Source organism: Streptomyces sp. NPDC038135 (assembly GCF_055601245.1).
In genome coordinates this window covers 292,201-310,596 of sequence record NZ_JBVJXS010000011.1, presented here as the reverse complement: position 1 = coordinate 310,596, position 18,396 = coordinate 292,201, and the positions used below count along the sequence as shown (strand labels likewise).

14 protein-coding genes are annotated in these 18,396 nt (G+C 69.8%); 6 read left to right on the top strand and 8 right to left on the bottom strand.

Annotated features, from left to right (window positions below; all coding sequences use genetic code 11):
* Positions 1-137: 137 nt before the first annotated feature.
* Positions 138-434, top strand: coding sequence for a DUF397 domain-containing protein (locus ACZ7JA_RS30525; protein ID WP_351664193.1), 297 nt, complete (start codon positions 138-140; stop codon positions 432-434).
* Positions 435-512: 78 nt separating this feature from the next.
* On the opposite strand, the gene eccD is transcribed toward ACZ7JA_RS30525, so the two are convergent.
* On the bottom strand, positions 513-2,021 hold the full coding sequence (gene eccD, locus ACZ7JA_RS30520) for a type VII secretion integral membrane protein EccD (protein ID WP_470811580.1): 1,509 nt from the start codon (positions 2,019-2,021) through the stop codon (positions 513-515).
* 336 nt (positions 2,022-2,357) lie between these two features.
* Here eccD and eccCa point away from each other — a divergent pair, with 336 nt between their 5' ends.
* Both eccCa and ACZ7JA_RS30510 read left to right on the top strand, forming a co-directional pair.
* Positions 2,358-6,332, top strand: a complete 3,975-nt coding sequence (eccCa, locus tag ACZ7JA_RS30515; protein WP_351664194.1) for a type VII secretion protein EccCa — start codon at positions 2,358-2,360, stop codon at positions 6,330-6,332.
* A 179-nt stretch (positions 6,333-6,511) separates the two neighbouring features.
* Positions 6,512-7,048 (top strand): hypothetical protein, encoded by a 537-nt coding sequence (locus ACZ7JA_RS30510; RefSeq protein WP_470811558.1) that lies wholly within the window; start codon positions 6,512-6,514, stop codon positions 7,046-7,048.
* Here the strand turns inward: ACZ7JA_RS30510 and ACZ7JA_RS30505 are convergent.
* The 6 genes from ACZ7JA_RS30505 to ACZ7JA_RS30480 all read right to left on the bottom strand — a co-directional run bounded on the left by ACZ7JA_RS30505 (position 7,027) and on the right by ACZ7JA_RS30480 (position 14,607).
* Positions 7,027-9,111, bottom strand: a complete 2,085-nt coding sequence (locus ACZ7JA_RS30505; protein ID WP_470811556.1) for a protein kinase domain-containing protein — start codon at positions 9,109-9,111, stop codon at positions 7,027-7,029. The genes ACZ7JA_RS30510 and ACZ7JA_RS30505 overlap by 22 nt on opposite strands.
* Positions 9,112-9,151: 40 nt before the next feature.
* Entirely contained in the window at positions 9,152-11,362 is a 2,211-nt protein-coding gene (locus ACZ7JA_RS30500) for a protein kinase domain-containing protein (protein WP_470811554.1), read from the bottom strand.
* Positions 11,363-11,373: 11 nt separating this feature from the next.
* Complete coding sequence (locus tag ACZ7JA_RS30495; RefSeq protein ID WP_470811552.1) at positions 11,374-12,306, bottom strand: protein kinase family protein; 933 nt, start codon at positions 12,304-12,306, stop codon at positions 11,374-11,376.
* Between the two features lie 126 nt (positions 12,307-12,432).
* A complete protein-coding gene (locus tag ACZ7JA_RS30490; RefSeq protein ID WP_143640176.1) occupies positions 12,433-12,732 on the bottom strand; it encodes a WXG100 family type VII secretion target in 300 nt (99 codons plus the stop codon).
* Positions 12,733-12,828: 96 nt separating this feature from the next.
* A complete protein-coding gene (locus tag ACZ7JA_RS30485) occupies positions 12,829-13,176 on the bottom strand; it encodes a WXG100 family type VII secretion target (RefSeq protein WP_351664199.1) in 348 nt (115 codons plus the stop codon).
* 132 nt (positions 13,177-13,308) lie between these two features.
* Positions 13,309-14,607, bottom strand: a complete 1,299-nt coding sequence (locus ACZ7JA_RS30480; RefSeq protein ID WP_470811549.1) for a S8 family serine peptidase — start codon at positions 14,605-14,607, stop codon at positions 13,309-13,311.
* A 1,406-nt stretch (positions 14,608-16,013) separates the two neighbouring features.
* On the opposite strand from ACZ7JA_RS30480, the gene ACZ7JA_RS30475 reads away from it, so the two are divergent.
* Positions 16,014-16,424: a hypothetical protein gene (locus tag ACZ7JA_RS30475; protein ID WP_351664200.1), complete on the top strand. Its 411-nt coding sequence runs from the start codon at positions 16,014-16,016 to the stop codon at positions 16,422-16,424.
* Here ACZ7JA_RS30475 and ACZ7JA_RS30470 read toward each other — a convergent pair.
* On the bottom strand, positions 16,409-16,813 hold the full coding sequence (locus ACZ7JA_RS30470) for a hypothetical protein (protein WP_351664201.1): 405 nt from the start codon (positions 16,811-16,813) through the stop codon (positions 16,409-16,411). The genes ACZ7JA_RS30475 and ACZ7JA_RS30470 overlap by 16 nt on opposite strands.
* Positions 16,814-17,435: 622 nt before the next feature.
* On the opposite strand from ACZ7JA_RS30470, the gene ACZ7JA_RS30465 reads away from it, so the two are divergent.
* Together ACZ7JA_RS30465 and ACZ7JA_RS30460 are read left to right on the top strand one after the other, a co-directional pair.
* Positions 17,436-17,789, top strand: coding sequence for a DUF4333 domain-containing protein (locus ACZ7JA_RS30465; protein ID WP_351664202.1), 354 nt, complete (start codon positions 17,436-17,438; stop codon positions 17,787-17,789).
* A gap of 97 nt (positions 17,790-17,886) precedes the next feature.
* Complete coding sequence (locus ACZ7JA_RS30460) at positions 17,887-18,330, top strand: hypothetical protein (RefSeq protein WP_351664203.1); 444 nt, start codon at positions 17,887-17,889, stop codon at positions 18,328-18,330.
* Positions 18,331-18,396: the final 66 nt, after the last annotated feature.

Sequence of the window (18,396 nt, the reverse complement as noted above, 5' to 3'; positions counted from 1 at the left end):
CACAAACGGCCGTCGACCAGGGTACCAGGCGGCCGGCGGCCCCTTGTCCGGGGTTCCGGAACGCCCCGGAGCGGGAGGCGGCCGCCACTAGGGTGAGCGTGCTGAGCCTACGTACGTCGGGAAGGGGTCGCTTCGGGATGGCGGAGTCGCAAGCGGAGATGAAGGCACGCAAGGAGCGGGAGCGGGACGAGCTCTACGCGCTCGACATCTCGGACGCCGAGTGGCACTGCGCGCCGGGCACCGAGGAGGACGAGGAGCGGGTCGAGATCGCGTACCTGCCGGCGGGGGCGGTGGCGATGCGCTCCTCCCTCGATCCGGGCACGGTGCTGCGGTACACGGAGGCCGAGTGGCGGGCCTTCGTGCTGGGCGCCCGTGACGGCGAGTTCGACCTGAAGCCGATGCCGCACGACGGCGGGCTCGCGACGACGGACTGAGCGGGCGACGGCGAAGGGCGGCACGCGCGCGTGCCGCCCTTTTCGGCGCCGTGGGGCAGCCCGCCCCGGTCCGGCCGTCTAGCTGGTCATCGCCCGGGCCTGCGCGTAGACGTCGAAGACGGCCAGCGCCAGCGGGATCAGGGTGAGCAGCACGAAGCTCTCGGCGATCTCCAGGAAGCGTCCCCAGAAGGGGGTGACGCCGCGCCGCGGGGTGATCAGGGCGATCGTGGTGACCAGGGCGATGGCCGCGCCGACCGCCGCGGCGAGCCAGACGCTGCGGATGTCGAGGGCGGTGGTGTCGCCCTGGAAGGCGTCGATCACGTAGTCGCGCGGCGGGTTCAGGGCGAGTCCGAGGCCGAGGAAGACGATCGCGGCGAGGCCCGCGGCCAGGGTGGCGCCGACCTGCTGGGTGTAGCGGAACAGGTGGGCCCGCATCAGCATCGCCAGGCCGGTCGCGAGGGCCAGGAGCTGCGCCCAGGTGTTGCTGGAGAAGCCGAGGACGATCGACGCGCCGACCGCGACGAGGGCGCAGCCGCCGACGAGGCCGACGAGGAGTTCGTGGCCGCGGCGGGCCTGGGCCGCCACCCGCTCGGCGTCCACGGGCTCCTGCGGGGCGGGCTCGCCGCCGCCGTAGCCGCCGCGGGACGGGTTGGGCGGCTCGAAGCCGATGGGCAGCCGCGCGAAGCGCATGGAGAGACCCGGCAGGAAGGCCAGCGCCACGACGGACAGCGGGGCGCAGATCGCGGCCGTCTCGATGGGCCTCAGCTCGGTGAGGATCGCGATGAAGGTGGTGATCAGGCCGACGGCGGAGGCGAAGACGAACGCCACGAAGGGTCCGTCGCCGCCCGGCGACACCAGGGTGAGCACCACGGACGCGACGAGGACCGCCGCACAGGCGAGCAGGAACTGCAGCCGCCCGATGCCCTCGCCGCCGGCGAGCGGCAGCAGCCCCGAGCCCGCCACGCCCACGTTGGGCAGCGCCCCGAGCCCGAGCGCGACCGCGGAGCCGCGGTCGTCGTACACCCGCGCGCGTACGCACGCGATGCTGACGAGCAGGAGTCCGGTGACGCCCGCGACGATGCCCTGGAGGCTGTTCATGTCGTGCCGGATCTGCGAGCTCCAGGCCACGAACGCCAGGAGTGCGGGCAGGATGCCGGCCGCGACCAGGCCGGCGGCACGGGTGAGGTCGCCGCTCCACAGGGTGCGGTCGCGGGTGACGGCGGAGGCCACGGCCTCGGAGACGTCGTCGAGGACGGCGGGCGGCAGCGACTCGGCGAACGGGCGCAGGGTGAGCAGTTCGCCGTCGAGGATGCGCTGGGCGGTGAAGGAGCGGGCGCCGTCGAGGACGGTGCCGTCACGCCGTACGAGGTGGTAGCCGACCGGGGCGCCCTCGGCGGGGCTCTGCTGGGAGAGGCGCAGGATCTCCGGGTACAGGTCGGCGACCGGTACGTCGTCGGGCAGTGCCACGTCGATACGGCTGTCGGGCGCCACGATGGTGACCCGGCAGAAGCCGAATCCCATGCCCGCCCCGGAAGGGGCTCCGGTGCCCGGTCCGCCGGTCGCGCCGGCCGGCGCGGAGGCCGTCATGCTCACCTGCTGTTCCCCCTCGTCGGTGGGGCGGGCCCGCGGTGCCGCCGCGCACCCTTCCGCCCGTAAAGATCCTGTGTAGGTTGTGCCGCGCCTTCCGTTCCGTCGGCCGACCGCGGGGTCGCAACCGGGGTTCGCGGGGTGGCGCTCGCTTCGAACCGTTGCGTATTGCCCGGGTTTTCCCGGAACGATTCGCAACTGCTCACGCGTCTCACCCGGCACCCTACCGCCCGCCGTTGTCCGTGGTTGTCAGTAGGATCGCGCTTCGCGGTCGACGTTCGCCTGACACGGGGCGGCGGACGAAAAATCTCGGTCCGGCAAGGGAATTGGTGCGTAGTGAGCCACATCGTCGTCAAGCGCCCGCCACGGGCACTGCCGAAGGAAGTGCCCACGGACGAGGTCGTACTGCAGTCGCCGCCGGAACTCCCGCGCGGCCAGCAGGAGGGCGCGCTGATGCAGCTCCTGCCCATGCTCGGCATGGGCGGGTCCGTGGTGTTCTTCTTCAACCCCCAGGCCCAGCCGTTCATGAAGATCATGGGCCTGGTGATGGTGGCGTCGACGATCGGCATGGGCATCTCGATGCTGGTGCGCTACCGGCGCGGCAGCCAGGGGCAGATGGCCGACATGCGCCGCGACTACCTCCGTTACCTGTCGCAGACCCGGCGTGAGGCCATGGGCACCGCGAAGGCGCAGCGCGACGCCCAGTTCTACCTGCACCCTTCACCCGAGCAACTGTGGGCGCTGGTCGCCGAGGGCAGCCGGGTGTGGGAACGTCGCACCGGCGACGAGGACTTCGGGCAGGTCCGGGTGGGCCTCGGCGCGCAGGCGCTGGCAACTCCCCTGATCCCGCCGCAGACCGCCCCGGTGGACGAACTGGAGCCGCTGACCGCGGGTGCCATGCAGCGCTTCCTGGCCACCCACAGCGCGCTGGACGACCTGCCGATGGCGGTGTCGCTGCGGGCCTTCTACCACGTGACGATCAGCGGCGAGCCGGGCACCGTGCGCGGCACCGCCCGTGCCGTCGCCGGCTCCCTCGCCTCCCTGCACTCCCCCGAGGACCTGGTCATCGCGGTCGTCACCGGCCGGGAGTCGGCGCCCGAGTGGGAGTGGGCCAAGTGGCTGCCGCACGCGCAGGCCCCGGGCCTCGCCGACGGCGCCGGCAGCATGCGCCTGATCACCACCAGCCCGGTGGAGCTGGAGGACCGGCTCGCCACCCGGCTCCAGGGCCGCCCCCGCTTCCACCCCGCCGCGCCGCCGGTCGCCGAGCAGCCGCACGTGGTGGTCGTGCTCGACGGCGTCTCGCTGCCGCCCACGTCGCTGCTGGCCAGCCCCGAGGGCCTGCAGGGCGTGACGGTCCTGGAGGTCGTCCCCGGCGACCTCACCACCGGCCGCGGCGACCTCTCGGTCGTCGTGCACCCCGGGGAGCTGAGCCTGGAGTCGGCGCACGGCATGGTCTACGAGGGGACGCCGGACGTCCTGTCGTACGAGGCCGCCGAGGCACTGGCGCGTCAACTGGCGCCGCTGCGGATGGGTTCGGGCGGGGACGACGACGAACCGCTGCTCGCCAACCTCGAGTTCACCGATCTGCTGAACCTCGGCGACGCCGCCTCGGTGGATCCCAAGCGGACCTGGCGGCCGCGCTCGCAGTCGGAGCGGCTGCGCGTGCCGATCGGCCTCGGCGAGGACGGCCGGCCCGTGATGCTCGACCTGAAGGAGGCGGCGCAGGAGGGCATGGGCCCGCACGGCCTGTGCGTCGGCGCGACCGGTTCAGGCAAGTCGGAGCTGCTGCGCACGCTGGTGCTCGGCCTCGCCGTGACCCACTCCTCGGAGACGCTGAACTTCGTCCTCGCCGACTTCAAGGGCGGCGCCACGTTCGCCGGCATGGCCCAGCTCCCGCACGTGGCGGCCGTGATCACCAACCTCGCGGACGACCTGACCCTCGTCGACCGCATGGGCGACTCGATCCGCGGCGAGCTCAACCGCCGCCAGGAGATGCTCCGCGACGCGGGCAACTACGCGAACATCCACGACTACGAGAAGGCACGCGCGGCGGGCGCCCCGCTGCAGCCGATCCCGTCCCTCGTCCTGGTGATCGACGAGTTCAGCGAACTACTCACCGCGAAGCCGGACTTCATCGAGATGTTCGTGCAGATCGGCCGCATCGGCCGTTCGCTGGGCGTGCACCTGCTGCTCGCCTCCCAGCGCCTGGAGGAGGGCCGGCTGCGCGGCCTGGAAACCTATCTGTCGTACCGCATCGGTCTGCGCACGTTCTCCGCGGCCGAGTCGCGCGCGGCACTGGGCGTCCCGGACGCCTACGAACTGCCGAACGTGCCGGGCTCCGGCTTCCTGAAGTTCGGCACCGACGAGATGGTCCGCTTCAAGGCGGCCTACGTCTCCGGTGTGTACCGCACCAGTTCCCAGCAGGCCGCGGCGCTCGGCGGCCCGCTGCCCGTCGACCGCAGGCCGGTGCTGTTCACGGCGGCCGAGGTCCCGGTGCAGTACGCGCCGGTCCCGCAGCAGCGCCAGGAGACGCCCGAGAAGCAGCAGGACGACGCGCTCGCCGACACCGTGCTCGACGTGATCGTGCGGCGTCTCGAGGCACAGGGCCCGGGCGCCCACCAGGTGTGGCTGCCCCCGCTGGACAGCCCGCCGTCGCTGGACGCGCTGCTCCCCGGGCTCGCCCCGGTGCCCGGCCGCGGCATGACCCAGCCGGGCTACGAGGGCGCGGGCCGGCTCGTCATCCCCGTCGGCCTCGTCGACAAGCCGTACGAGCAGCGGCGCGACCCGCTGTGGACGGACTTCGGCGGCGCGGCCGGCCACATGCAGATCGTCGGCGGTCCGCAGTCCGGCAAGTCGACGCTGCTGCGCTCGATCATCGCCTCGTTCGCACTGACCCACACCCCCCAGGAAGTCCAGATCTACGGCCTGGACTTCGGCGGCGGCGGCATGGCCGCGGTGGCCGGCCTGCCGCACGTGGGCGGCGTCGCCTCCCGCCTGGACCCCGAGAAGGTCCGGCGTACCGCGGCCGAGGTGTACGGCGTCATGACCCGCCGCGAGGAGTACTTCCGCTCCTCGGGGATCTCCTCCATCGCGGAGTTCCGCTCCCGCCGCGCGCGCGGTGACATCTCGGTGACCGACCAGCCCTGGGGCGACGTCTTCCTGGTCATCGACGGCTGGGGCAACTTCCGCACCGACTACGAGGCGCTGGAGCCGCTGGTCCTGGACATCGCCGCGCGCGGTCTGGGCTACGGCATCCACCTCATCCTCACCGCCTCGCGCTCGATGGAGGTCCGAGCGAACCTCAAGGACCACCTGATGAACCGCCTCGAGCTGCGGCTCGGCGACCCGATGGACTCCGAGTTCGATCGCAAGGTCGCGGCCAACGTCCCCACCGGTGTGCCGGGACGCGGCCAGACCCCGCAGAAGCAGCACTTCATGGCGGCGGTCCCGCGGATCGACGGCCTGTCCTCGGACACCGACCTCGCGGAGGCGACGAGCGCCCTCGCGGCCGAGGTCACCCGGCACTGGCAGGAGCCGGGCGCGCCGGAAGTGCGGCTGCTCCCCCGCGAGTTCCCGGCGGCGCAGCTTCCGCCGGGCGACCGTTTCCCGCAGCGCGGCATCTCCTTCGCGCTCGACGAGGACAACCTCGAGCCGGTGTTCGTGGACTTCGAGCAGGACCCGTTCTTCCTGGTGTTCGGCGAGAGCGAGTCCGGCAAGTCGAACCTGCTGAAGCTGCTGATCAAGCGGCTCACCGAGCGCTACGACGGCAACACCTGCAAGCTCTTCGTCGTCGACAACCGCCGCTCGCTGCTCGGCGTGACCCCGCCGTCCCACCTGGCGGAGTACATCCCGATGTCGAACCAGATGCAGCACCACATGGACGCCCTGGCCGACCTGATGCAGCGCCGCACCCCGACGGCCGACGTGACCCCGGAGCAGCTGCGCAACCGCAGCTGGTGGCGGGGCCCCACGGTGTACGTCGTCATCGACGACTACGACCTCGTGTCCACGTCGAGCGGCAACCCGCTGGCGGGCCTGACGGAACTGCTCCCGTTCGCCCGCGACGTCGGCGTCCGCTTCATCATCGCCCGCTCCACGGCGGGCGCGGGCCGCGCCGGCTACGAGTCCTTCATGCAGCGCATCAAGGAACTCGGCGCCCAGGGCGTCGTCCTCGCGGGCGACCCGGCCGAGGGCGACCTGCTGGGCGGCGTCCGGCCCCGCCCGATGCCGGCGGGCCGGGGCGTCTTCGTGTCGCGGAAGCGGGGGAAGCCGATGGTGCAGGTGGGGCAGGTCACGGACGAGGTGGACTGAGCCCCGGCGGCTCTCGGAGCCCTCCCGTGGAGAGCCGCGGGAGGACTCCGGCGGAGACTGTGCACGTACTTGGGACGGATGCTGGGCTCCGTTCGGACGTGTTGCTACGTTGACCGGAACTGGACTGTCCGGAGTGGACGACGATCACCGGACACGCGGTACGCGAGGATGGACCACCCATGGCATGGGACGAGTGGGAGCAGCTCAAGACGGAGGCGGTGACGCGCCAGCAGGGTGACGCCACGCACATGCGGCTCAACCAGCTGCCGGCCGATCCCGGAGGCGGCCCCGTCGCGACGCCCAGCCAGACCGGTGACCTCAAGGTCACCCAGCACGACCTGGCGAAGATCGGCAGTCAGGCCCACACCCTCTACACCCAGCTCTGGAACCGGGCGCGGCTGTCGAACACCAGCGTGGACTCGGCGGCGGGCGATCTGACGACGCAGGGCTACGCCCTCGGCTCGGGGCTGCAGCACGTGTCGAACAAGTGGGACCAGCAGCTCAACTCCCTGCTGGACGCGTGCGCCCACATCTCCAACCACATGCAGGTCACCAAGAAGATCTCCGGGCGGAGGACGTCGACGCCGGCAAGGCGGCCATGGAGAAGGCCATCACCGACCTGGCCGGCGCGGTCGCCGCGTCCAAGGGGTGCGCGGGGCAGGGTGCTTGAGCAGGACAGGCCCGACCGCGTCCCTCAGAAGACCGGCAAGGCGTGAAGTGAGCTGCCGTTCCTGATGAAGGCCCTGTTGCCGTCGACGGCGAGTCCATGGTGCTCGGCTTCGGGCAGTTCGTAGCTCCACCCCTGGTATCCGTTCGCCTCGTACACGGCGTTCACCGTGGTCTTGTAGGAGTGGTCGATCGTCCACACGCCGGTGCCCTGGACCAGGACGGGACCGTCGCTGCTGCCCATGCTCTTTGAGGTCCACGTCTTGCTGCCGTCGCCGGCGCCTCGGCGTTCGGGGAACATCCCGCCGACCGCGTACACGGAGTCCGCGTGCACCGTCGCCGGTCCCCACTCCGCGGGGGCGCTGTACATGTCGTGAGTGGTCTTCGACCAGATCTCCGAGCCGTCGGCGATGTTCCGCGCGGTCAGCGTCCGGCCGTTGAGGTAGACGACTCCGTTCCGCGCCACGGGTTCGACCGGCATCTTCTCCGCCTGGTCGGGGCGTTCCCACGCCTTCCGGCCGTCGCGCGTGGTCACGGCGAGTACGTCGCCTTCGGTCGTCGTCAGCACCAGGCGTCCGCTGTCCACCGCCGCCTTGACTGTGATCTTTCCGCGGTAGGGGGCCGGAATCCGTGCCGTCCATCGGATTCTGGCGTCGGAGCGGCCCACACTGCGCAGCCGGTGGTCCTTCGTCATGACGTAGACGGCCTCGTCGTCCGCGGCGAGGAGCGCCGCCGCGTCCGCGTGCGCGGTCCACTTGGCCTCACCCGTGGAGGGAACGAACGTCCGCAGGATGCCGTCGGCGCCCAGGACCGCCAGCAGCCGGTCGGAGAGCGAGAGGTAGTGGCCAGGCAGCACGTCGTTCACATGCCAGCGTTCCTTGCCGTCGACCACGTTGAAGGCTCCGACGCCACCGTAGACGCCGATCACGACGACGTCCCTGACGGGCAGCGGGGCGCGGGAGTCGGAGTCCGCGCCCACGTCGGCATGCCACAGCGCTTTCGGGGAGCCGTCGATGATGTAGTCGCCGTCGTCCGCGAGCAGCAGACGGGCCTCGGGGGTCCGAGCGGCGGGCGGGATCGTGAACGGGTCCGCCTTCCGGTCCGCGTGGTTCCGCCGGAGCAGCCACCACCCGGTCGTTCCGCCACCAGCGGCGAGCACCGTGCCGCCGGCCGCGAACCCGGTGAGCAGGCGTCGTCTCGTCACGGTCGTCGGCGTGCCCGTTGCGGGTGCCGCGGTGAGCTGCCTGACCTGGCGCTCCCGTTCCTTGATCTCGTCGGCCACCGGGCCGCGCCGCCAGACCCGGCCGCCGTTCCCGGAAGGGGCGAACGCCGCGCTGATCTGAGCGGGACCGGGCCGTGCGGCTGCGTCCTTCGCCAGACAGGGGGCGATGAGCGAGTGCAACTGCGCGGGCAGGCCGTCGCAACGTGCCTCGCCGTGGACGACCTCGTACTGGACGGCGGCCACATGGGCTCCGTCGAAGGCGCGCCGGCCGGTGGCCGCGTAGACGAGCACGGCGCCCAGCGAGAAGACGTCGGCCGCCGGGGTCACCCGGCGCCCCAGCACCTGCTCGGGTGCACCGTATCCCGGTGTGACCGGGATCTGGCCGGTCGTGGTCAGGGTCAGGCCGTGTTCGGGACGGGCGATGCCGAAGTCGATCACCCGTGGCCCGCTCGACGTCAGCACGATGTTCTGCGGTTTGAGATCGCGGTGGATGAAACCGGCCGCGTGAACGTCCCCGAGAGTCCGCGCGACGGATGCGGCCAGGGCGCGTACGGCGGCTTCGTCGAGCGGCCCGTGGCCGTCGACCGCCTGGTCCAGGGTCGGTCCGGCCAGGAACTCGGTGGCGATCCAGGGCCGGCCGCCCTCGGTCTGCGCGCCCAGCACCGCCGCCACGCCCGGGCTCCGCACGGCCTGCGCCGCGAGGGCCTCGCGGACGAAGCGCCGGGCGAGATTCTGGTCGTGCGCGAGTTCGGGCCGGAGCACCTTGATCGCGGCGACCTCTCCCGTGCCGTCCGTGCCGACGTACACCTTGCCCATGCCGCCCTCGCCCAGTACACCGAGGAGCCGGTACGGCCCGAGGCGGAGCGGATCACCGACACCCAGGGTCTTCATCGCTGACTGCCTTCGTCTTTCGTCATCGCGGGGCGGCCGCTCACTTGAGAGGGAAGGCCGCGAGGAACTTGCCGCCCAGCGCGATGGTCGTCTTGGCCTTCTCGTGGGCGATGAACCGGTCGCCGGTGGTCTTGTAGGACGCTGTCGCCGTGTGCGAGGAGAGATCGACGGCCCAGAGCGCCGAGGCGCGCTTGCTGTAGGCGTAGTCGGTGCCGATCACCGGCGCGGCCGACACATCGGCCTCGGCTCCCCCGTCGCCCTTCTCCGCCCACAGGACACGTCCGGTGCCGGAGTCGAGGGCGACGAGTCCGCGGCCCTTCTCGACGGCGTAGACCACTCCGCCCTTGACCGCCGGCGGACCGTACGCACGCCCCGGACGCGCGGTCCCGGAGTCCCACACCTGAGACCCGTCGCTCAGCCGCAGAGCCCGCAACCGGCCGCTGCCCACGTAGAGGTTTCCGGCATCCGTCGCCAGCGGCAAGCGCACGCGACTGGGCGCGACACCGACGAGCGGCCTCTCCCAGCGCGTGCGCCCCGTGCGGGCGTCGCGCACGACGATGCGCACCTTGCCGTCGTTCGTCTCCTGCAGTGCCACCAGTTGGCGGCCGACGACTCGGGCGGTGAGGAAATGCAGGCGGTCGGTGTGGTCGGGGCGTGACGGCAGCGGCTGGGTCCACAGCCTCTTCCCCGTGCCGATGTCGACGGTGAAGACCGACCAGGACTGCGACGCGAGGAAGTACTCGTCGAACTTCCCCTGGCCCGCGGCCGCGTACACGATCCCGTCGGCCGCGCACAGCACCTGGTTCTGACTGATGACACCGTTGAAATCGGTGAACCGGGCGAAGCGGTCGTCCGCGATCCCGGTGGCGAGGTCGACGGTGGCGAAGGAGAGCGGAAACCCACCGGGCTTCCCCGCGTTGTTCTCGGAACCCTCCGGAGTCAGCATCCGTACGAGCCGCTCGCCGTCGGTCGCCACCTGCCAGTGGATCTCCATCTGGTCCGACGCCCACCGCACGGACCCGGAGCCGGCGTCGATTCCGCCCAGCCCCTTGCCGGCCACCACCGCGACCATGTCGTCCACCGCGAGTGGCTGTGCGGGCGGCTCGGTGCCGTACGGCGGATCGGCGACCTGGATCTGCCACACGGAGTCGAGCTTCTTCCACGGCAACACGCTGTTGCTGGGACCGGCCACGGGCGGCTTCGGCCCCGGCCCGGCACTTCGGTTCCAGGCCCAGGCCCCCGTCGCGGCGGCCGCCGTGACGAACGCGGCTCCCCCTCCGGCCAGCAGCAGCCGTCGACGTGGCATCGGCTTGGCCGGTGCGGACGCCGGCTGGGCGTGCTCCGCGGACGGTGCGGGCAGCCGCTGGGGGGTGATCTGCCAGACCTCGGTGGCCCGCCGGGCGATGTCGTGGAGTACCTGGTCCGGCAGGTGATCGGCGAACTCTCCGGAACCGTCGTGCAGTCGCGCGGCCAGTTCCGCGGTGGTCGGCCGCCGGAACGGATTCTTGTCCAGGCACGGACCGAGAACGGACAGCAGGGCGGCGGGAATGCCGCTGAGATCCGGTTCGCCGTAGCGGACCCGGTAGAGCAGCTCCGCGGTCTGCCCCTGGCCGAACGGGGCGCGTCCGGTGGCGGCGAACACGAGCAGCCCCGCGAGCGCGAACACATCACCGGCCGCGGTGTGTTCCTCACCGCCGGCCTGTTCCGGCGACATGAAGGCCGGTGTGCCCACCGCGGCACCGACCCTGGTGAGACGGTCGTCGCCGGCGGCGCGAGCGATTCCGAAGTCGATGACCTTGGGTCCGTACGCCGTGACGAGGATGTTGGACGGCTTGAGGTCGCGATGTACCACGTCGGAGCCGTGGAGCTGCCCGAGTGCCCCGCACAGGGCGGCGCCGAGGGCGCGTACGGTCGGCTCGGGAAGCGGGCCGGCCGCCTGGACCGCCTCGTCGAGAGGCGGACCGAGCACGTATTCGGTGGCGATCCAGGGTGTCTCGGCCTGGGTGTCCGCGTCCACGACCTGTGCGCCGTGCCGCCCGCCGATGACGCGGGCGGCGTCGGCCTCCAGACGGAACCGGGTGCGGGCACTGGGGTCCGAGGCGATGGACGCGTGCATCGTCTTGACGGCGACGGCCCGTCCGCCGCCGGAGCGCGCCAGGTAGACGGTCCCCATGCCGCCACTGCCCAGGCGGGCCACCGGGCGGTACGGCCCGAAGGCGTGCGGGTCGTCGTACGTGAGCGGAGTAGCCATACGGGTGATCGTCAGTCCTGGCGGGAGGCGGGCACGGTGGCGCGCGAGATGTCGGCGGCGAGCACGGCGGCCGACTGGTGGGCGATGGCCGCGATCACCCGGCTCGGCAGCCAGCCAGGACCGAGCAGCGCGGCGGTCCCGGTCGTCTGACCGGCATCACTTGGGGAGGGCGCGAACGCTTGCAGCAGCTCGGCGAGTTGAGGGCGTGCTCCGGCGTCTCGGGACAGACAGCGGCCGATGGTCGTACGCAACGCTGGCGGCAACTCGTCGCTTTCGGGGGCGGTGTAGCCGGTGGCCGCGTACGCCAATGTCGCGCCCAGTGCGTACACATCGCCCAGCGGACGCGGCAGACCGCCGGCCGCCTGCTCGGGCGGCAGGCTGCCGGGTTCCAGACCCGGCAGACCGGAACGTGCGGCGCCCTCGGGCGCCGCGGCCCGTACGGCACCGAAGCAGGTGAGGCGCGGCCCGTCGGCGGCGAGGAGCACGGCCGCCGGTGAGACGCCGGCGTAGGCGAGTCCCTGCCCGTGGACCACGATCAGGGCTTCGGCCAGGGCTGCTCCGAGGGCACGGACGGTCCGCTCGGGAAGCGGGCCCCCGTGCACGGCCAGAGCGGTGGGCAGCGGCAGCGCGGGCAGGTACGGACGCGTGTGCCACGCGCCTTCCCCTGGGGCGGAGCAGGCGGCGGCCGGCGCCATGAACTGTCCCAGCAGGTAACGCGAGGTGTCGGCCTCGGTCAGGAAGGCCTCGTGATCGGCGCCGGGAAGAGGTGTGCCGAGCAGGACCGTGTGCGCGCCGTCGTCGCTGCGCGCAATGTAGCGCCGCTCCGGCACCGGGATCCGGGTGTGCGGATCGTCCAGGGAGGTGAGGAGGACGTACGGGCCGATCCGGCGCGAGGCGGGCGCACCAGAGTGCGCTTCGCCGGTGCGAGCGCCCGTCGCGTGCACGTGAATCCCCTGTCCTTGTCCACACGGGAAGAGCACTGCCGTCCTCGGCGCCCGGCCATGGGCCGACAACAGGGTGGGCGCCTCCCGCGCGCGCCCACCCTGGAGTTGCTTCTTGCGAGCCTCGACCTACTGGAAGTAGCTGGAGGCCTTCTTGTCGCCTTCCATGTACGTACCGCCGGACTGGGCGACGACATGGCCGATCCCGGTCAGCGCCTGGTGGATGTCGTTCGCCTCCTTGTCCCAGCGGTGCAGCTTCTCGTGGAAGGTGGTCTGCGCCTGGCCCTCCCAGTACTGCATGCTGCTGACGACCATCTTGCGCAGCTCCTGCAGGTCCTGCTCGAGCTGGCTCGCCTCGTTGCCGATCTTCGTCGCCGCGACGTCGAGACCGTCGTAAGTTACTGACAGTCCCTCAGCGTTGTTGGCCATGACCGTTTACCTCGTCTCGCCGATGTGTGCCTGTTGTGTGCGCCGGCTGCCCGGCAAAAGCTCTGTGTGCCGCCCGCCTCTCGAGGAGGCCGAGCCTCAGTAGGAGCTGAGGGAGGAGGACTGAACCGTGGGAGCGCCGTCCTGGACGTCGATCTTGTTGACGGACGCGCGCACCTCGTCTTCCTTGCTGTCCTTGATGTTGCGCGTCGTGGTCATCGCCTCAATGACGTCACCGAGGATGTCGCCGATGTTCTTCAGCGACTCGTTGATCTCGTACTGCTTCTTGTCGAACGCGGCACGACCGATTCCCTGCCACTGGCCCTCGAGGCCGTCGATGACGCCCTGGAGTCCGTGGACGCGCTTACGGATGCCCTCGTACTTCTCCGCCATCCGCTTCTGCAGCTGGATTACTGCGGCATCTTCGAGCTTCTGCTTGTCGGCCATGTCAGCCCGCCCTTTCTTGTCTGTCTCTTCGGTCCAACTGTTCCGGCCCACCGCTGAGTTGGTGCGTCATGGCGGTGAGCCCGCACTGCATGCCCCGTCCCGAGAGCACAGGGCTGGGTACGACTGCCGACGTCACCTGGCACGCCGGGCGCGCAATACGGCAGCCCCTACGCCACCGATCACGAGGACCGCGGCGACGGCGCCGAGTGCGATCCAGAGGGTGTTGCTGTCGTCCGACGACTCCGCGCTCGATCCTGCCGCCGCGGTGCCGCCGGTAGAACCCTTCGCGGGGGCTTGTGACGGGGTTGATGCAGAGGAAGAGGGTGCGGAGGAGGCGGCTGCAGTCCCAGCCTTGGCCAAGAGGTCGCCGCCGTTCTCCTTGGCGAGGGGGTCTTCGTGTGCGGGGCCCGCATCGTATTTGGCCTCTTCGAGAACCAGGCGGGGGCGGAGCATTCCGTAGCCGATGTACTTGCTCGGCCTGTCGCTTTGCTCCTTGCGCCCTGCGGTTTTGATCAGGGACCGCACTACCTGATTGACCGTCCAGTCCGGGTGTGTGGACCAGATGAGTGCTGCTGCGGCAGAAGTGAGCGCCGTCGCTGGGCTCGTACCCTCGCGGGTGCAATACGAACGGAATGTGGTGTCACACCAGCCTGGGAATCCCTGGCCGGGCGCCGTGAGGTCGACATACCCTCCCGACGACGAGAACTTCGACACCGTCCCCGACTTGTCGGCCGCCGCGACCCCGATCACGTAGGGATAGGCGGCAGGGTAGTCGATCAGATCCTTTTTGTCGTTTCGACCGGAATTACCTACAGCGGCAATCAGCAACTTACCCTTGGATGCCGCGTACTTGATCGCCTCTTCGTCGTCGTTATCGGGAAAACCGCCGAACGACATATTGATGATCTTCGCGTCGGTGTCAGCTGCGGCCCTGATCGCCTGCGCGATCTTGGGCGTCCGCTTCTCTTCGCTCTTACCGCCCGGCAATCCCTCGAGGTCCACACGGTAAGGAACGATTTTGGCTCCCGGCGCCAAGCCCTTGAGCCCACCACCAGACCCTGTACCCGCGATCAATTCGGCCATGGTCGTTCCATGGCCCGTGAAGTCGTCAGTAGCTCTGTACGCCACCGTTTTGGGTACCTCGCCGGTCAGTACCTGGCCCTTCAGCGACGGCGTATCCGGGTTCACGCCGGTGTCGATAACGGCGACCTTGACACCTTCCCCAGTACTGACCTTCCACATCTGGTCAGCGTTCATCGGCCCCAAGTACCACTGCTGCGACTGCGCGTCATATGCACTGGCGCTCGGGGCGAAGCCCACGCTCAAGGTCGCCAGGACGCCGACGAGCGCGCCGACAGTGCGCGTCGGTCGCCTGAAGCGTGTGCTGATAGGCGCAGCGTGCCCGGCCTGTCGGCCGGTCCCGGACTTCATCGTTTACTTGTCCTCGCTCGTGCTCAGTCGACGACCGGCGGCACATCACGCCGGGGGCTGTTGGGCAAGTGGGTCTCTTCGTCTTCGACCAGGTAGTCAGGGCGCGTCGATCGCTGCACCTCTTCTTCTTTGGTCGGTTTGCCGACGTGTCCGGTACCGCGTCCAAGACCAGCACCACCACGCGTCATGCCATTGCGTTCAGCTCTTGCCACGGAGTTGCGGTCGGTAGGCCTACCCGTAACGGCCTCGGGCCCCGTCCCGCTCCTGCGGGATCCGGCAGCGCCGGAACCGGGCCGCACCGCGGGCTCGGGTGCTCCCACGACGCCACGCTGGCCGTTGCGGCCGGTCACAGGCCTGGAACCGACCCCTTCTTCGCGGCCGACGACCGTGCCGCGAGGAATCCTCGAGCCGCCCTTCGAAGCGCTACCCGAGTTCGAAGGCCGTCCCCCGACCACTCCGTTGGACCGGCCGGCACCGGTCGTAGGCCCACTGTTCGTGCGCGGTGCCGCCGTGCCGCCGGGTCGCGGCGTCCCCCCGGTGACCGCTCGGCCCATCGAAGTCGGTTTCGATCCGGAAGCGGAGCCCTTGACCGGAGACTGACCGGTCGACGTAGCGCGGCCCATTTGATTCATGGGCCCTTGTCCCGCGGACCGTCCAGAACCAGGGTTGGTCAACCCAGGCGCCCTGGACGTGCCTTGAGCTGATGTCGGTGCACGGAAGCCTCCCGTCCCGTTCAACCCCCGACCAGACGCACTACGAGGCACCGGCGCCCCGAAGGGGCCATTGGGGGTGGGAAGCTGGCCGTCACTTGCGGGGGGCGTACTCGGGACCGGTGGCGTGTGGCCAGTTGAGGGCGCAGTCGTGGGTGGAGGCAACGTGCCGACGGTGTCGATGTTCGTACCCACAGGCCGATCCGGGGGCACAACGTGCTTCGTGACGTCCTGCGACGGAGTCGGGACGTGGCCAGTTACCTCTCCGACGTGCCTCGCGGTGGGCGCGGCCACAGAATGATGAGATGGGACCCCCGCCGTGCCGCCGCCTTGCACCGCACCGGAGTCACCCCCGCCAGAGACATCACGTGGCGCCGTCTTAGGCTTGGGAACTCCTACGTTCGGCACATCTTTGAACGTCGGGGCATTGTCGTGCAGGACCTGCAACTGCTCCCTTGAAACCGCGTAGTAGGAAGCCAACCGGTTCATCTGATTGATAGCTTCCTGGCGGTCCTTCTCCACCTTCACCGCATCGGCATATTCTTCCTTGTTCGCCGCCTTCTCAGCCGCGGTGAAGTGACTGGGTTGCTTTCGGTTCGCCGGATCACGAGGCGGCATGGCCCCACGTACGGACGCGAGACCCACGGCGGCGGCTGTAATTTGGTCGCCTGCCCCGCCCGCGAAGGCGCTCAGGTCATGGGCGCTCGAAACCAGCCCAGATCCCCAAGTGCGGAAATCATCGCCTGCCTTGCCGACCCAGGGAACAGTTTCGAACTGTCCCTTGAGCTCCTCGGCCGCCGCCTTGATCGCATCTCGCGCGTCCCACAGGGCCTTGCCAGAGGACTCAAGATCCTCTGGGTTGGTCTGCTCAACCAGATCGAGCATCTCGTTGAGGGACCGTTTGTCGAATTCCGTACGGTCAACCATCGCTTCGCCGTACGGAGTGGGGGCCGCAGCTGCTCGAATCACACTGTTCACGAGCCCTCTAAGGCCACCCTCGTGAGGGTGCTCCGCCGCATCCCGCGCAAAGTCCGCGAAGTTGTTCTGAGAGGAAACCCGATCAAGGTCTGCCTGGTGTTTGTCGGTCATCGTCAGAACACCCCCTGAGTGTCGTCACTGGTGTGCTCACCGTTGCTCGGCGGGTTGAGCTTCTTGATCTCGAGGTTGATGTCCCAGAACCGCCGACGCTGTTCCTCTTCGAGGTTGTCGAAGGTTCCCTTCGCCCCCAGAACAGCGATACCGATCGCTTCGATCTGCAGGTGCAAGGTCTTGGAGAGCGTGGTGAGTCGCTCATGCAGCGCGTTGAACGTCCCGTACAGGGCATCGGCCTCGTAGAAAGTTCCAGCCGCGCTGCTCAGCGACCCCTTACGGATCGCCTGCTGCCCAACCCTCGTCGGGTTCCCCGCCGACCCCTCAAGGTCCTTCAGTACGGCGTCCACCCGGCCCACGAACTTCTTCAGCGCGTCACCGCTGGCCTTCAGGTTCGCCGCTGACACGCCCCCCACCATGTCTGCCGGAAGCACGACGCTCCTCCCCGTTTCCCCGTACGGTCCATCAGCCCTGACGGGCCGGGACCAACCACCCGCTCGCCGTACGATCGCAAAGCGAGCCTGCGTCTCACAACGCCTTTACCACTCTAGTCAACCTGCCCAACCGGTCCAACCAAGCATGTGTCTTAACTCGGTTACGAGACAGCGCCTCACGCCATGGTTTGTCCTATTTTTCTGTTTGCAGCGAACCGGCGCCCCTCGGGCCGCGTTGCGTCCTCACCGCGGACGACCCGGGCTCTGCGGCGCGGACGGCCCGGACCGGGCGACGCCCCTGGGTACCTTCATCAAACCTCTACACAAGGGCGGACGCGCACCCAAGGGACAACTGCCGTACACACGATGGAGTTGTCGCCACAGGGCCACGATCACGCTTACGAGCATGAGCAGTTGACGAGCGGACCAGTCTGAGCTGTCGCCGCCGCGTGAAGATTACGCATGGAGAACCCGAAAGGTTCATGGGGAGCCGGTGACCGTTGTGCGCGGGCACGTCCTCAGAGAGATGGGCGCAAACCCGCCGAGTATGCTTCGTGCGTCTTTCTGTCATGCTCAGCAAAATCGGAGACCCGACATGCCCAAGTTCCGCAGCTACGCGGCCATTACGGCAGTTTCGGCTGTCGCTGTCGGGGCCTTGCTCTCCGGTTGCTCGGCCTCCGTCAACGTCGGTGAGTCCACGCCGAAGCTGTCCGCCGACAAGCTGGCTTCCACGCTGTCCGCGAAGCTCGCCGCCGCCACGGGGCGGCCCAAGCCGGACGTCACCTGCCCCGAGGATCTCAAGGGCAAGGTCGGCACCACGACCCGGTGCACGCTCACCGCGAACGACGGCAGCACCCTGGGGATCACGGTCAAGGTGACCTCTGTGGACGACGGGAAGATCAACTTCGATTTCAAGGCCGACGACAAGGTTTCGCCCGCTGCGGGCTGAGGCCGTTCAGCGGGGTCGTTCGGTCGGCGCGCCAAAACGCGTTCGGGCGCGATGAGTTGCCGCGCGGACTCGGCGGCGAACGGGGAGAGGCGGAGTCATGGCAGTGCCGGAAGCAGGACAGACCGCGGGCGACGCGCCCGCGCAGCCCGTCGGGATGCGGCTGAACCAGTTGCCGTCCGATCCCGGAGGGTCCTCCGGTCCCCCGCCGCTGCTCGGGGGGCAGAAGGACCTCGCTTCCTCTCCGGCCGAGAAAAAGGCCGCCGCGAAGGCCATCGAGGACCACATCGAGCCCGACACCCGGAAGGCCGGCGACTGGGCGGACACGGACACCGACTCGGCCGTCTCCGAGTTCCGGGACGGTTGGCACACGTCGGGAGCCCTGAAGAAGGCGCATGAGACATGGGGCGAGCAGGTGCAGAACCTGATGAACATGCTCGCGTCCGACAAGGCGTCGCTGCGGAGCGCGAACACCGTGCTGCAGAACACGGACATCCAGACCGGGACGAACGCCGGCTCGGTGTCCGTGCTCACCGGTTACTGACGGAACCGGGCGCGGTCACCGATCGGCCGTCCCGACGGGCACGCTGCCACGCCACACAACGGGGAA

Excerpts from the sequence above, each read along its gene's own strand:
- ACZ7JA_RS30525 (WP_351664193.1), top strand. The coding sequence starts at position 138 with ATGGCGGAGTCGCAAGCGGAGATGAAGGCACGCAAGGAGCGGGAGCGG.
- eccD (WP_470811580.1), bottom strand. The coding sequence starts at position 2,021 with ATGACGGCCTCCGCGCCGGCCGGCGCGACCGGCGGACCGGGCACCGGA.
- ACZ7JA_RS30510 (WP_470811558.1), top strand. The coding sequence starts at position 6,512 with ATGGCATGGGACGAGTGGGAGCAGCTCAAGACGGAGGCGGTGACGCGC.
- ACZ7JA_RS30505 (WP_470811556.1), bottom strand. The coding sequence starts at position 9,111 with ATGAAGACCCTGGGTGTCGGTGATCCGCTCCGCCTCGGGCCGTACCGG.
- ACZ7JA_RS30500 (WP_470811554.1), bottom strand. The coding sequence starts at position 11,362 with ATGGCTACTCCGCTCACGTACGACGACCCGCACGCCTTCGGGCCGTAC.
- ACZ7JA_RS30490 (WP_143640176.1), bottom strand. The coding sequence starts at position 12,732 with ATGGCCAACAACGCTGAGGGACTGTCAGTAACTTACGACGGTCTCGAC.
- ACZ7JA_RS30485 (WP_351664199.1), bottom strand. The coding sequence starts at position 13,176 with ATGGCCGACAAGCAGAAGCTCGAAGATGCCGCAGTAATCCAGCTGCAG.
- ACZ7JA_RS30480 (WP_470811549.1), bottom strand. The coding sequence starts at position 14,607 with ATGAAGTCCGGGACCGGCCGACAGGCCGGGCACGCTGCGCCTATCAGC.
- ACZ7JA_RS30475 (WP_351664200.1), top strand. The coding sequence starts at position 16,014 with ATGGGCGCTCGAAACCAGCCCAGATCCCCAAGTGCGGAAATCATCGCC.
- ACZ7JA_RS30465 (WP_351664202.1), top strand. The coding sequence starts at position 17,436 with ATGCCCAAGTTCCGCAGCTACGCGGCCATTACGGCAGTTTCGGCTGTC.
- ACZ7JA_RS30460 (WP_351664203.1), top strand. The coding sequence starts at position 17,887 with ATGGCAGTGCCGGAAGCAGGACAGACCGCGGGCGACGCGCCCGCGCAG.